This window comes from Paenibacillus sp. UNC499MF (assembly GCF_900107975.1).
GTDB lineage: Bacteria > Bacillota > Bacilli > Paenibacillales > NBRC-103111 > Paenibacillus_F.
On sequence record NZ_FNVF01000015.1, the window covers coordinates 50,210 to 63,804 of the forward strand.

Sequence of the window (13,595 nt, forward strand, 5' to 3'; positions counted from 1 at the left end):
AATAACGAATCTCTTGTACGATGTCATCAATACACGTTGGGAGGAACGAAAAATGAACGTTCGCAGCTGGTGGCTGATGACTTCAGTCGGTCTTGGGATTCTGCTCAACCCGTTAAATTCATCCATGGTTTCTGTGGCTATTCCGAGTCTGCAAAAAGTGTTCCACCTGGATTTTACAGGTGTTTCCTGGATTATTTTTTCTTTCTACATTGCGAGTGCCGTCGCTCAGCCTGTTATGGGAAAGGTCAGCGATTTATTCGGCCGGAGAAAGATATTTCTTGCCGGACTGGTTATAGCCTTTGCCGCGTCATTGTTGGCTCCGCTGTCGCCTGGCTTCGGGTGGCTTATCGTGTTCCGCATTGTCCAATCCATCGGAACTAGCATGATGGTTGCGGTTGGAATGGCCCTAGTGCGAGTTCATATTACCGAGAAACAGGCGACTGCGCTTTCTGTTTTGTCCATTTTCCTGTCAGGAGCGGCGGCAATCGGCCCCTTTATCGGCGGAGTCCTGATTCATTGGTGGGATTGGCGTGCTATCTTTATCGTGAATATCCCGTTTGCGGCTGCGAGCTTTCTATTGTCTTGGAAAACTATCCCCCGGGATGAATCGCCAGCATCCGCTGCACGGGGCGTATCTTTTCGTCAATGGTTCCATTTGATCGATGCGCCAGGAATCCTGCTCTTCACAGCGGGTCTGGTTGCTCTGCTCGTCGGAGTGCTCTCTGCAAAATCTACCGGGCATATCTCGTATCGGCATGTTCTTCTCGGCCTGGCAGGGCTCGCTGCGCTCGGGGTATTCGTACGGCATGAATTAAAAACGGCGTCACCCTTCATTCCTTTGCGCACATTCGCCAGCCATCGTGAGATGACTTGGGTCAATGTCCAATTCATGCTTGTCAACGTACTTTTTTACTCGCTCTTCTTCGGGCTTCCGTCTTACTTGCAGCTGGTTCGGGGTATCAGCGAGTTTCATACGGGAATCCTCATGCTCAGCTTAGGCTTATGCTCACTGGCCGCTTCCCCGCTGGCAGGACGGTGGATCGATAAATCGGGACCAAGACCGGCCTTGATCGTATCCGCACTCCTGATGACATTCGGATCGGTGTGGCTCGTGACCTTAAGTCGGGCGTCTCCCGTTATCGGCGTGTGTCTGGCGTTAGCGGCATTCGGGATTAGCAACGGATTGAACAGTGTCGGTATGCAGACGGCCTTGTTCAAAAGTTCACCAAAGGAAATAATCGGCGTAGCATCCGGATTGTTTAACACATCCAGATACTTGGGAACGATTCTCTCTTCCTTGCTAATAGGTATCGTAATGGGAGGCGAGTTCAGCTTCGGGGGCTTTCGCTTGCTTGGAATTATCCTCACCGTCATTGCATTATCTTTGGTATTCATGAGCTGGCGGCGCGTGGATTCGGCGCAATTGTAGAAGTAATTGCACGCATAGCCGTTGTCTGGCGGAACAATCGGAAGGCCCGGTCAAATGACCGGGCTTTTCTTTCTTGCTCCTTACGATCCTTATCATCCCTATCATCCGCAAGTAGACTCCGGATAAAGCCCGGCATGTTGTTTGGGGATTGTTTTTTTCGTTTCAGGGTCATTTTTTAGACAGGTTGGTTTTTCCATATATGATTAGTTCAGTAAGCAGAATCCATAATACGAGGAGGAATGATTCATGAAAAAGATAGTTTCCGTACTCATGACTGCCGTGTTTTTAGCCGTACCGCTCACCCCCGCTTTGGCTCAATCGATGGATGATCCCGTTAATGAGAAGGCGAAGGTGCTGGCCTCGAAGATCGTGTCCGACTATGGGGCAAGCGGGATCCAGTATGCGATCAGGGATCACGGATCCGTTGTTTTATCCGGCGGCGCAGGTTTGAAAGACAAAGCTGCCGGCACTCCGGTAACGAAAGACACGATGTTCGGAATAGGCTCTGTAAGCAAAGTGTACGCAACGGCCGCAGCGATGAAGCTCGCGGATAGCAAGCAAATTGAACTCGATAAACCGCTGACCACGTATTTGAAGGACTTTAAAATGGCCGATGAACGATACAAAAAGATTACACCGCGCATGCTGATGAATCATTCTTCGGGACTTTACGGCAGTCATTATGAAAACGGATTTTTGTTCGATGACAATGACACGAAGACTCATGATGAACTATTGACCAAACTGCGATCCGAACATTTAAAGGCAAATCCGGGTGAATTTTCGGTCTACTGCAACGATGGTTTTCAACTGCTTGAAATCCTGGTTGAACGCATAAGCGGCTTAAGCTACAGCGAGTTCCTTCAGACTCATTTTAGCAAACCACTCGATTTAAGCTCTACCAAAACACCGCTCGATACGTTTGACAGAAACAGGCTTGCAAAAACGTATGCTCCCGGGAGCGATCAGGTTTTGCCGGTTGAAAATGTCAATCTCATCGGGACCGGAGGCGTATACTCCACGGCTGAAGAATTAAGCAAATTCGGCGATGTTCTAATCGGCAACCGGACGGATATTTTATCCGTGAAGTCCACCACAGCTATGCAAAGTCATGAGTACCGCAAAGGATTGTGGGTACCGGAAGAGACCAACATTATTAATTACGGACTTGGCTGGGATGCCGTCAAGTTAACCCCGTTCGATGAATACGGAATCACCGCGGTATCCAAGGGCGGGGACACACAAATGTATCACGCCACTTTGACGGCCCTGCCGGAGCATGATATCTCCATAGCTGTGCTTTCGTCCGGAGGATCTTCCCTCCACAACAGCATCATGGCATCCAATGTTCTACTCGAATACGTGAAGAAGAAAGGCATTATTCAAGAGATTTTGCCTGAAAAAACGCCATTGCCTGCCGTCAAAGCGGATATGCCTTCGGAACTGCGTGCTTATTCGGGATTATACGGTGCTACGGGTAAGATGATCAATCTGGAAATCAAAGACGGAGAGATTGATATGCCCGCTTTAGGAACGCCTGCTCAAAAATTCGTCTACACAGGCAACGGGAAATTTAAAAATAAAGAGGGAAACCTTACCGTAAGCTTCGACCGGCTAAAGAATGGAAAAACCTATTTGAAATTAAACGCGCTTCTGAGCTTTCCGGGATTAGGACAAACGGTTATGGTTGCGTATGAATATCAAAAGCTGGACCGCAATCCTCTGGACCCTGCAACCAAAAACGTCTGGGAACAAAGAAACGGGAAGCTTTATTACGCTTTGGATGAAAAAATCACTTCCATCGGGTACGGGAAACAAGCGCTTTTGACCAAGGAAATTACGGTTGATTCCGATTACGGATACGCCTCCGGCACTAAAATTTTTAACAAAAATAAAGCCGTCAACGCAGTCGCTATTCCGGTCATGAACGGCCGAGACTCTTTTGACTTGAATTTTTATAACAAGAATCATAAAGAGTATTTAACGATCGCCGGACAAACGTATATCAAAGGAGACGATATTCAGCCCTTCTCCCATGGAAACTCCGAAATTCGCAGCATTCCATACAATGGTCAGGCCGCATGGTACAAGATTGATAAACAATCAGCGGGACGGACATTAACCGTTAAGGCACCGGTAGGCGGAGAATTCGCGGTTTATGACGCGAAAGGAAAGCTTGTGAACTTCTCCAGGATCAGCAAACGTTATTCGGCCGTACTGCCTGAGGGCGGGCTGATTGTTTTCGGTGGTCATGCGGGCGATGTATTCAAAATCGATCTGAAGAAAAACTAGACCGGCGGCGGCATTACGCACATGGATTTGAATGCGGCGGAAATACCCGCAGCATTCGGCGGTAACGTGTGGAGATTCGTATATAGACAAGGTGAACAGCCGGATCATTAAATGATCCGGCTGTCTCTCGCCAAATCGAAAGAAGACAGTTCTTATTAGCTGCTTATTTAGCTTTCTGCTCCGCTCTGTATTCTTCACGCCGTTTGACACGCTCGGCTTCTTTCAGCCGAGGGCAAGTAAAACAATAATATCCGCCATCAACCAGATAATACAGGCAGCAAGCCGCTTTCAACCGCACTTCCTTATCGGGAGAGGCCAAGGATTCGGTCCTATGGAATTTGACAAGGAGCGGGTTTTTGCTTCTTCCAAAAACTGTCCCGTCCAATGATTTCACAATTCCGTAGTTACTCATCATCCGGTGCTTGACAGTCTCGCTTTCTTCCGATTCCATCAGTCTTTCGTATCCATACTCAAGCATCGTCGGCAGCTGGCTCCACAGCATGCCCGTCTTTAAGGTGCCTGCTTTTGCAATCGTCTCCAAAACCGGCCGCACGGTCTTTGATAGAAAGCGGCTCAGCTTCTCTTCCGACCAGCTTGCGCGCTTGCTGTGTTCGTCGGGACCGTCATGGAGCTCAAGATTGTTCACCAAAAAGTTAACCGCATAATATTCGCGGCCATTATATAAAGCGGTATACATTTGAACGGTCAGATTATCCAACGTGAGATCAGGCGTTTTGTTCCAGGCGGACAACATATATAGGAGGCCAAGAAGCGGACCTTGGAACCAAGCCGCCATATAGACTTCACCAACTGACGGATCGAGTCCTTTTATTAGAGGCGTGTAAAAATCCAGCAGCCGCTTTATTTTATTCTCGTCGGTCAAGTCGGCAGCCGGGCAGCTATACACGGGATTTTCCTGTTTATTAGCCGTCAATTTAAACGTACTTTCAAGCTTCTCCAGCATGGCTTCGTTCATCGTCGTTGCTCACCCCTCATTCTACCCTTATACGTACATGGAATTTTATTCATTATACCTTTATTGATAATGATTATCAATAAAGGAATCTTGTCGCACCAGCTATTTTCCTCACGGAGAAGCTGTTGCTGTGCTAAGTAAATAAACCCTAATTTCCCGTCCCTTAGGGCGGTTTGTTAGGGTTTAAGTGCCTCTTTTGAGGGCCTCATTTTACTTCTTTCATAAATTCTCTAAAGTTTTCAGCGATTTCTTTAGAACGGGTATGATGTAAATAATGCCCTCCTTCAAACGTCATCATTTTTCCGTTGGCTGACTCTTTAACCTGCTCTTCATGTAAAGATACCCAATCTTTCCGTTCCGCATTATTCGCTTGTACAAATAAAAGTAGAGGGAGATTGGAAGGGAATGTTAATTGCTGAGCTGCCGCGAAATTGGGAGATATGGCTTCCATTTCGTTCAAAGTGCTGGAGTTATACACGTTTTTGAGAGTAATCATTCTCATTTGTTCTTTTGTTTTATCATCGAACGGCAGTGCAGCATAAGGGTCCGTACCCAAATTCATGAACAGTCTGGCCAAACCCGATTGTTTGAGAAATTTAAACGTTTTTAATGGAAAATTAACATCCATACCAGGCTGTGTCGGAACACTGCTGTCGATCCCAACAAATGCCGTCACTTCGTTTGGATACTTGTGCACATAATCCAGTCCGTAAATACCTGCGATGGAATGGCCCATTAGAACGTACCGGTCAATATTCAGACCCTGCAAGGCTTCATGAATTTCACTGACAATATTGTCCGTGCTTCGCTCTTTTTCGGTTTCATCGCTTAATCCATAGCCGAAAGGCTCGACCGCAACGACTTTATAATAAGGGGACAGCTCGTCTATGAGCGGCTTAAAATCAAGTGCTGGCGCCGCCGTGCCATAACCGGGTAAGAGTACGACGGTGTCCTTGCCTTTTCCTTGAATAAACACATTCATATTTTTGCCGTCGACGGCTACACTCTGACCATAGTGTTCGATTTTTCCTTGCTCCGATTTATTGCTAACCAGATTAATGATAAAAACTATGGCTAGAAAAAGGACGATTAATATCGCGATAGCTCCTAATGATTGAAGTATAATTCGAAGCGGCTTACTCATTCTCTTTTTTGTTGCCTCTTCTTGTAGTTCCATACTCATCTTCTCCTGTCCGCCTCTGTTTGTGGGGCTGTCTTAAACGGGCCGCTATGGATAGCTTACACGACAAAGATGTACTCCCTATGACGACAATATGAACGGAGTATGAACAAGCTTATGGTAATTTGACTTCTTTTATTTCTTTCATAAATTTTCTAAAGTTCTCCGTAATTTCTTTGGAATGGGAACGATATAAATAATGTTCTGCTTCCAGCAGTACCACTTTCCCATGTACAGAATCTTTTATTTGCTTTTCATGCTCCGGTATCCATCGGTCCGCTGCCGGATGATTCGCTTGGATAAAGAAAATAACCGGAAGGTTTGTGGGAAACGTTGAATTCTCAGCCCTCGTAAAATTAGCATGCATATTTTCAATTTCGTTCAATTGATTGGGGTTATACATGTTTTTGTACATAAGAATTTTGATTTGTTCTATGGTTTGATTATCATAGGGCAGATCAACATATACGCCCATATCAGGTTTGGTTAGCAATCTGGTGAAGCCTGATTTTTTAAGTAGTTTAACCGTTTCTATTTCCGAAGATGAAAACCTCTTCTCGCTTAGCGCTGGAACACTACTGTCGAGCCCGACAAATGCACTCACCTCGTTTGGGTACTTGTTTACATAATGAAGTCCGTAAATGCCTGAAATGGAGTGGGCCATTAGAATATATTTGTCAATCTGAAGACTCTGAAGCGCTTCATGAATTTCACTCACTATATTTTCTGTAGTTCGTTCCTTCCCGGTTCCATCACTTAAACCGTAACCAAATGGCTCGACCGCGACGACTTTATAAAAGGGTGACAGCTCTTCTATCAGCGGCTTAAAATCAAGAGCCGGTGCTGCCGTTCCAAAACCGGGCAGGAGCACGACGGTTTCTTCACCTTTTCCTTGAATAAACACATTCATACTTTTGCCGTCGACGGCTACAGTCTGACCATAGGGCTCTAATCTTTTTTGCTCCGAATGGCTGCTGATTTTATCCGTTGAATAAACAATAGCTAGAAAAAGGACGATTGCCGCAAGGATTGCTCCTATGATTTTAAGCAAAATTTTTAGCACTTTACTTGTTCTCGTTCCACTCCTCGTTTTCTTATCCTCTTGTTGTGTCACTTTCATCTTCTCCTGTCCTCATCATGAAGAATTCTAAAATAACGTTTAGACAATCGGAATTATATTCTTATTTAATTCCTTCCATAAATGCCCTGAAGTTTTCAGCGATTTCTTTTGATTGGGTATGGTGTAAATAATGTGTTCCTTCAAATGTCATCACTTTTCCATGCACAGAATCTTTTACTTGCTCTTCATGTAGAGTTGACCAACCTTTAAGTGCTGCACTATCCGGTTGTAAAAAGAAAATAACAGGAAGGTTTTTTGGGAATGTTAAATTTTCAGCCGCTTTAAAATTAGGAGCCCTATTTTCTATTTCATTCACAATGGTGGGATTTCTAAAGTTTTTGAAAGAAAGAATTCTCATTTGTTCTTTCGTTTCCTCATCAACGGGTAGTGCAGCATATGGATCAGCACTTAGTTTCATTATCAATCTGGCTAAACCAGATTTTTTGAGTAGTGTAATTGTTGAATTTGATATTGGAGATTCCACAACTTTATCACCGTATTGCTTTGGAGCACTGCTATCGATCCCGACAAATGCACTCACTTCGTGTTCATATTTATTTACATAATCGAGTCCGTAAATCCCTGAAATGGAGTGGGCCATTAGAATATAACGATCTATATGAAGACCCTGCAGCGCTTCATGAATTTCGCTCACAATATTGTCTGTGCTTCGTTCCTTTTCGGTTTCATCACTTAATCCATAACCAAAAGGCTCAACCACTACGACTTTGTAAAAGGGTGATAGCTCTTCTACTAGCGGCTTAAAATCAAGTGCTGGTGTTCCTGTTCCCAAGCCCGGCAGCAGCACGACTGTTTCTTTGCCTTGTCCTTGAATCAGAACATTCATATTTTTCCCATCTACGGTTACAGACTGACCATAGGGTTTTATTCTTCCTTCCTCCGATTTGCTGCTGATAATATTAACTGTAAACACAATGGCTAGAAAAAGTACTATGGCTATAACGAATACTGCTAAGACTTTAAGTAAAATGAGAAGCAATTTTTTCATCTTACTAGCCGGTTCTTTGCCTGTTGGTGTGTCCAAGTCTTTTTTCTTTACCTCGTTTATTTTCACTCGTATCTTCTCCCGTCGTTATCTCTATTTTGGGCAGCCTTAACGGACCGTTAGGCAAATCATATCCGACAAAGATGTACTCCCCATGACGACAAGATGAACTGAATATGAACATGTAAAAAATGCTGAGGCCCACATACAAGGAAGCTTGCATGTGGGCCTCAGCAAGGAGAACTCGGTCTAGTCAATCCGAATAGATACCGATGAGTCTGACTATTCTGTTGACGAAGTGATTGGCAAGGCGACAATAAAGGTCGTTCCTTGACCAAGCTCACTTTCCACTCGAATGTCGCCTTGATGCAGCGATACAATCTGTTTAACGATGGCAAGTCCCATCCCACTCCCGTCAACCTTGCGACTGTGGGAACGATCAGCCTTGAAAAATCGCTCGAATATACGCTTCTGATCCTCAAGGGGTATGCCGATACCGGTGTCGGATATTCGGACGGTCACGGTGTTGATATCGTGTTGAATGCTCACGCTAATCATGCCGCCATCCTCGGAAAATTTGATACTATTCCCGATAATATTCGTCCATACCTGGTTTAACAGCTCATGATCCGCCGTTACTGGAAGCGTCTCTAAATCAAGCACAAACTGCAGCCCGCGAGCAGTCCATTGCGGCTGGAGCGCCACGATGACTCGTCTGATCTGTTCATCGAGGCTTAGTGTGGTTAAACGAAGCTGCTGTGACTGGGATTCAAGCAAACTCAGTTTGAGCAGGCTATCGCTCATTTTGGACATCCGCTTCGCTTCAGCGATAATAATGTCCAGATAACGGCTTCGTTCAGAATCTGCGAGGTTTACTTGTTTAAGCGCTTGAGCATAACCGGATATCGAGGTAAGCGGTGATTGTACTTCGTGCGACACATTCGATACGAATTCCCTGCGCATCTGCTCAAGCTGCTGCAGATCGTGCATCATGTCCTCGAAGCTGCGAGCCAGCGTACCCAGCTCACTCGCTTGCTTAATATTCAGTTTGACGTTGAAATCTCCGGCTGCAATACGTCTGGTCGCTTTTGTCAGCTTTTTGATCGGTCTGACCAGGAATACAGAAGCAACGAGAATCAATAAGCTTCCTGCAATCAACGAACAGATTGCAAAGATCAGTCCCCACTTGGCGACAAAAGAGGCGGAAGGGGGGGCGATCGTTTCCAGAAACATCGCTTTCGTTCCCGTTTCCGTTTTCAACGGCAGCCCTAAGAGGACTATAGCGATACCGTTCGGGGTGTCTTGAACAACGCCTCCATCGATAACTTTCTGTATCTGCTCCATCGTCACCATAGCAGGTTTGTGTCCGTTAAGTTTACCGTAAGATTGGAACTTACCCGTTGCTTCGTAGATTCGGATGTAATAGGAATCGAGCTGCTTCATTTCGCTTACGAACGAATCCGCTTCATGCGGCGGAAGGGTTTTGTAAATCCGGGCGATGTCCTGGCCGAAGTTACGTAAGTTGATTTTCGCGTTTTCGCTAAATTTTTCTTCGAATATCCAAGTTGACACAAAAAAAGCAATGACCGTGCCTGCGATAACGCTGACTAGAAATGTCAGGACAACCCGTATATATAAGGATCTGATCATTCACAAACCTCAAGCCGGTAGCCAAGCCCGCGCACCGTTTCGATCCGAAAGTCGGGTGTCGAGGCGAACCGTTCGCGCAGGCGTTTGACATGTACGTCTACCGTCCGGTCATCTCCGGCGTAATCGATTCCCCAAATCTGATCGATCAACTGCCCGCGCGTATAGACTTGTCCGGGTGTGCCGGCGAGCTTATACAAGAGTTCAAACTCCTTGAGCGGTAGCGTGAGCGACTCCGTCCCTCTCATTACCTTATAGGTCTGGCGATCAAGGATCACACTGCCTAACTGAATTGTCTGCGTAGATCCAATCCGGTATCGTTTCAATAATGCCTTAACACGAACCGTCAATTCCAGCGGATCGAACGGTTTCGTCAAATAGTCGTCCGTCCCGAGTTCGAACCCTTTCACTTTCTCCCATGTTTCGCCTCTCGCAGTCAGCATAAGCAAGGGAAGATCAGGATTGGCTTTTCGGAGTTCCTTGCATAACGCCCAGCCATCCATAACCGGCATCATAATATCGAGCACGACAAGATCAATATGCGTCGAGGCATAGACCGCCAGCGCCTCCTTGCCGTCTGCGGCTTCCGCTGTTGCGAAACCGTCGTTACGCAGAAATAAAGAGACGAGTTCGCGAATGTTCGCATCGTCATCGGCAACCAGTATCGTAGGCATTCGTTTCCCTCTTTTCGGTTATCCAGCTTATCTAATAGCAACTAGTATACAATAAATAGCTTTGAAGTACCCCCCTCCCTGCTGCCTGCGAACATGGAAACCGCCTATAAACAGCCATTGTTCGCTTCACCTTTATGCCTCGTATTACATAAAAAAGCCGCAAAATTCGCGGCTTTTCGCCAGCGCGAGTTGTTGCCCATGGACAAAACTCGTACCGCCTGCGGTGAAATTTGGATGCTGCGTTAAAACGCTTTACGAAAGCCTATTGTGTGGTAATCATCCACGTGACACCGAATTTATCTATGACTTCCCCATAATAAGCACCCCAAGGCTGCAGAGCGAGAGGATATTTGCTTTCGCCACCCTCGCTCAGCTTGGCATATGCGTTACCGGCTTCCGATACATCGTCATAGTTCAAGGCAAGACAGATGCTGCGGTTATACGAAACCGGCTCGAATGAGTCGGACATCATTAACGTATTCGTGCCTGCCACTTTCAAAGTCAAATGCATGACTTTGTCTTTCATGGCCTCGGGTGTTCCCGGCATCTCGGCAAATGTGTTAAGAAAAAGAATTTCGCCTCCAAGCGACTCGACATAAAAATTAGCTTGACCTCTTGCATCCTCCGACATCAGATAAGAATGAATTTGTGCGCTCATAAAAGTTCGACAACCTTTCCGTTTGAATTTGACTTTCTATCCTTACGACGGATGAACAAGGGTGAAATCGACAAAGGTCATCTAACTTTTTAAAATATTTTTATCCTTCTCATTTGATACAAGGTTTGGGAACGGTTAAAACACAAAACAAAACAGACCGAGCAAAGAAGAACATACATCGCACTTCTTCCTTGCCGGTCCGTGTAGCTACAATTTTAATTTTCTGCCGTTTTATTTTCTGTGGAATAAAGAGTCGCTTCGGCAACCTGCGCTAAATCCTCCGCTTTCGCGCTGATCTCCTGGATTGTAGAGGAGAATTCCTGAATTGCCCTTGACTGGGTATCGGTTAATGTGTGGATATCGGAAAACGCATGGTTCAACCGCTGTAAAAGCTCTTGAATATTTTTCGTGATGCCGTTAATCTGCTCCACATTTTCTTTGGAGCTTGTCGCCAGCTTCCGGATCTCGTCGGCCACGACGGAGAAGCCTCTGCCCACTTCCCCCGCTCTTGCCGCTTCAATGGCGGCATTAAGGCCGAGCATGTTGCTCTGGTCCGAAATTTCCTTCACTGCGGCGGAAATTTTGCCGATCTGCTGCGCACTGGAGCTGACATCCTTCATTTGGCTGGTTACGTCGGTAACACGCCCGGTAAGGTGAGAAACGGATTGGCTGATATCTCCGATAGAGGCGGTTGTTTGTTCCACAATAGCGGAAAAACTTTCGGCCATCTCGAAAAGTTTATTCGCTTTCTCAAGACTTGTGCCCATGCCTACTCCGCCGATCACTCTGCCCTGCCCGTCGTGAAGCGGGATGGCACGTGCCGCAAGCGGAAAACCAAACAGCTCTTTCGGGACGACAGCCGTTAAAGCGGTATTGCTGCGGATCGCGTTGGTTACAATGTCCCCCTCCATTAAAGGGTCACCCGGACTGACGTTAAGCGAGAAGGTTTTACCCGGAATGTTGATGATCAGCTTCTCCGTGTCGTAAATGCCGATCGTGATGTCATCATGCGTAAGACTGCCCAGCAGCGGGGCTACCTTTACAAAGGCTTGAATCAGCTCATGCTGCGTTTGTACGTCTGTTACGTTATTCATGCTCTATACTCTCCCCGGCTCTTAATATGGGAATCTCCTTTGCCCGTAATTCACCGAAATCCATTTCAGTGTCGTGAACTCGTCCAGGCTCCATTCGCCGTTGAGACGGCCCAAACCGGACTGCTTTTCACCGCCAAAAGCTACAATCGGCTCGTCGTTGATGGTGACATCGTTGACATGGATCATACCGGTGTGGATCTTCTTCGCCATTTCTACGCCGCGTTCAAGATTAGAGGTGTGAATGGCCCCGCTGAGCCCGAAACGTGTATCGTTGGCAATTTCAACGGCTTCCTCTTCGGTTTCGAACGGAAGGATGCAAATAACCGGGCCGAACAGCTCTTCTTGGGCTACTTCCATATCCGGTTTGACATTGGCGAGGGCGGTAGGCTCAACCATTCTGCCGGTAATCTTGCCCTGTACCAGCGGTACGGCACCCTGCTCAATGCCTCTTGCAATCAGCTTGTCCAGCGTCTCCGCCTGACGGTTGTTGATGACGGGACCGATAACGGTTTGCGGATCACTAGGATCACCAGTTGTAAGCGTTGAGACCTTCTCTCTGAATTTATCCACAAATTCCTGATAGATCGACTTCTGTACAAGTATCCGGTTAGCCGACATACAAATCTGGCCTTGATGCGTGAATCTGCTGAACGTAGCCGCTTGTACCGCGTAGTCAATATCCGCATCCCCGAGCACAATGAACGCGCTGTTCCCGCCCAGCTCAAGCAGCGGTTTTTTGAAATTTTTGATCGCCACTTGGCCGATATAACTTCCGACCTTAGTCGAGCCCGTGAAAGAAATGACTCTCGGAATCGGATGCTCGACGAATGCGTCGCCAATCTCCTTAATATCCGTAACCACTACATTCAACAAGCCCTTCGGTACGCCCGCTTCTTCAAAAATCTTGCCGATCAGCGTGCCGCCCGTAATCGGAGAATCCTCGTGCGGCTTAAGCACGACCCCGTTGCCGGCACCCAGAGCCGGAGCGACCGACTTCATCGACAAAAAGAACGGGAAATTAAACGGGCTGATAACGCCCACCACGCCGACGGGGATCCGGTACAGCCGGTTCTCCTTGCCGTCCTCGGTAGAAGGCAGAATCTTGCCCTCCATTCTCAAGGGGAACGTAGCCGCTTCCTTGATCATATTTTTCACAAGACCGATCTCGAAAGCCGCCTTCAGACGCGTTCCGCCCGGCTCCTGCACGATCAGGGACGTAATTTCTTCTTCATGTGCTTCTATGTATTTAACCGCATTCTCTAGGATGTCGCGCTTCTTGTAGGGGTTTACCTTATCCCATTCCAGCTTTGCCTGATAGGCGGCTTGGTACGCATGGTCTATATCGGCAACATTGGCTATTTGAAAAGTGGTAATAACGGCATCATTGTACGGATTGATGTCTGGCAGCGTTTTGCCACTCCGGCCGTCTCTCCATTCGCCGCCTATAAATTGTTTTCCTAACAGTTGGTAGTCCATATGATCTCCTCTTTTGTCTGTTAATTTGCAGCATCCTATATAT

At 46.7% G+C, this 13,595-nt stretch carries 11 protein-coding genes; 2 read left to right on the forward strand and 9 right to left on the reverse strand.

Annotated elements, in window-relative coordinates:
* Positions 1-52 precede the first annotated feature (52 nt).
* Together C4S74_RS22255 and C4S74_RS22260 are read left to right on the forward strand one after the other, a co-directional pair.
* Positions 53-1,429 carry an MFS transporter gene (locus C4S74_RS22255; protein WP_103997535.1) on the forward strand — a complete coding sequence of 459 codons (1,377 nt, stop codon included), beginning with the start codon at positions 53-55 and terminating at the stop codon, positions 1,427-1,429.
* Positions 1,430-1,675: 246 nt separating this feature from the next.
* Positions 1,676-3,721: a serine hydrolase gene (locus C4S74_RS22260; protein ID WP_103997536.1), complete on the forward strand. Its 2,046-nt coding sequence runs from the start codon at positions 1,676-1,678 to the stop codon at positions 3,719-3,721.
* 163 nt (positions 3,722-3,884) lie between these two features.
* On the opposite strand, the gene C4S74_RS22265 is transcribed toward C4S74_RS22260, so the two are convergent.
* The 9 genes from C4S74_RS22265 to C4S74_RS22305 form a co-directional block, all read right to left on the reverse strand.
* A complete protein-coding gene (locus C4S74_RS22265; RefSeq protein ID WP_103997537.1) occupies positions 3,885-4,697 on the reverse strand; it encodes a (2Fe-2S)-binding protein in 813 nt (270 codons plus the stop codon).
* Between the two features lie 205 nt (positions 4,698-4,902).
* Entirely contained in the window at positions 4,903-5,874 is a 972-nt protein-coding gene (locus C4S74_RS22270) for an alpha/beta fold hydrolase (RefSeq protein ID WP_103997538.1), read from the reverse strand.
* A 118-nt stretch (positions 5,875-5,992) separates the two neighbouring features.
* Positions 5,993-6,997: an alpha/beta fold hydrolase gene (locus C4S74_RS22275; protein WP_103997539.1), complete on the reverse strand. Its 1,005-nt coding sequence runs from the start codon at positions 6,995-6,997 to the stop codon at positions 5,993-5,995.
* Between the two features lie 61 nt (positions 6,998-7,058).
* Complete coding sequence (locus tag C4S74_RS22280; protein ID WP_103997540.1) at positions 7,059-8,072, reverse strand: alpha/beta fold hydrolase; 1,014 nt, start codon at positions 8,070-8,072, stop codon at positions 7,059-7,061.
* 213 nt (positions 8,073-8,285) lie between these two features.
* Complete coding sequence (locus C4S74_RS22285) at positions 8,286-9,653, reverse strand: cell wall metabolism sensor histidine kinase WalK (RefSeq protein WP_103997541.1); 1,368 nt, start codon at positions 9,651-9,653, stop codon at positions 8,286-8,288.
* Positions 9,650-10,324, reverse strand: coding sequence for a response regulator transcription factor (locus tag C4S74_RS22290; RefSeq protein WP_103997542.1), 675 nt, complete (start codon positions 10,322-10,324; stop codon positions 9,650-9,652). The genes C4S74_RS22285 and C4S74_RS22290 overlap by 4 nt, the downstream gene beginning before the upstream one ends.
* Before the next feature lie 262 nt (positions 10,325-10,586).
* Positions 10,587-10,982, reverse strand: a complete 396-nt coding sequence (locus C4S74_RS22295) for a VOC family protein (RefSeq protein ID WP_103997543.1) — start codon at positions 10,980-10,982, stop codon at positions 10,587-10,589.
* Between the two features lie 215 nt (positions 10,983-11,197).
* Positions 11,198-12,076, reverse strand: a complete 879-nt coding sequence (locus C4S74_RS27220) for a methyl-accepting chemotaxis protein (RefSeq protein WP_103997544.1) — start codon at positions 12,074-12,076, stop codon at positions 11,198-11,200.
* 21 nt (positions 12,077-12,097) lie between these two features.
* Entirely contained in the window at positions 12,098-13,552 is a 1,455-nt protein-coding gene (locus C4S74_RS22305) for an aldehyde dehydrogenase family protein (protein ID WP_103997545.1), read from the reverse strand.
* Positions 13,553-13,595: the final 43 nt, after the last annotated feature.

What these genes read in the sequence shown, in the direction of transcription:
- C4S74_RS22255 (WP_103997535.1), top strand. Translation starts at nt 53, where the DNA reads ATGAACGTTCGCAGCTGGTGGCTGATGACTTCAGTCGGTCTTGGGATT.
- C4S74_RS22260 (WP_103997536.1), top strand. Translation starts at nt 1,676, where the DNA reads ATGAAAAAGATAGTTTCCGTACTCATGACTGCCGTGTTTTTAGCCGTA.
- C4S74_RS22265 (WP_103997537.1), bottom strand. Translation starts at nt 4,697, where the DNA reads ATGAACGAAGCCATGCTGGAGAAGCTTGAAAGTACGTTTAAATTGACG.
- C4S74_RS22270 (WP_103997538.1), bottom strand. Translation starts at nt 5,874, where the DNA reads ATGGAACTACAAGAAGAGGCAACAAAAAAGAGAATGAGTAAGCCGCTT.
- C4S74_RS22275 (WP_103997539.1), bottom strand. Translation starts at nt 6,997, where the DNA reads ATGAAAGTGACACAACAAGAGGATAAGAAAACGAGGAGTGGAACGAGA.
- C4S74_RS22285 (WP_103997541.1), bottom strand. Translation starts at nt 9,653, where the DNA reads ATGATCAGATCCTTATATATACGGGTTGTCCTGACATTTCTAGTCAGC.
- C4S74_RS22290 (WP_103997542.1), bottom strand. Translation starts at nt 10,324, where the DNA reads ATGCCTACGATACTGGTTGCCGATGACGATGCGAACATTCGCGAACTC.
- C4S74_RS22295 (WP_103997543.1), bottom strand. Translation starts at nt 10,982, where the DNA reads ATGAGCGCACAAATTCATTCTTATCTGATGTCGGAGGATGCAAGAGGT.
- C4S74_RS27220 (WP_103997544.1), bottom strand. Translation starts at nt 12,076, where the DNA reads ATGAATAACGTAACAGACGTACAAACGCAGCATGAGCTGATTCAAGCC.
- C4S74_RS22305 (WP_103997545.1), bottom strand. Translation starts at nt 13,552, where the DNA reads ATGGACTACCAACTGTTAGGAAAACAATTTATAGGCGGCGAATGGAGA.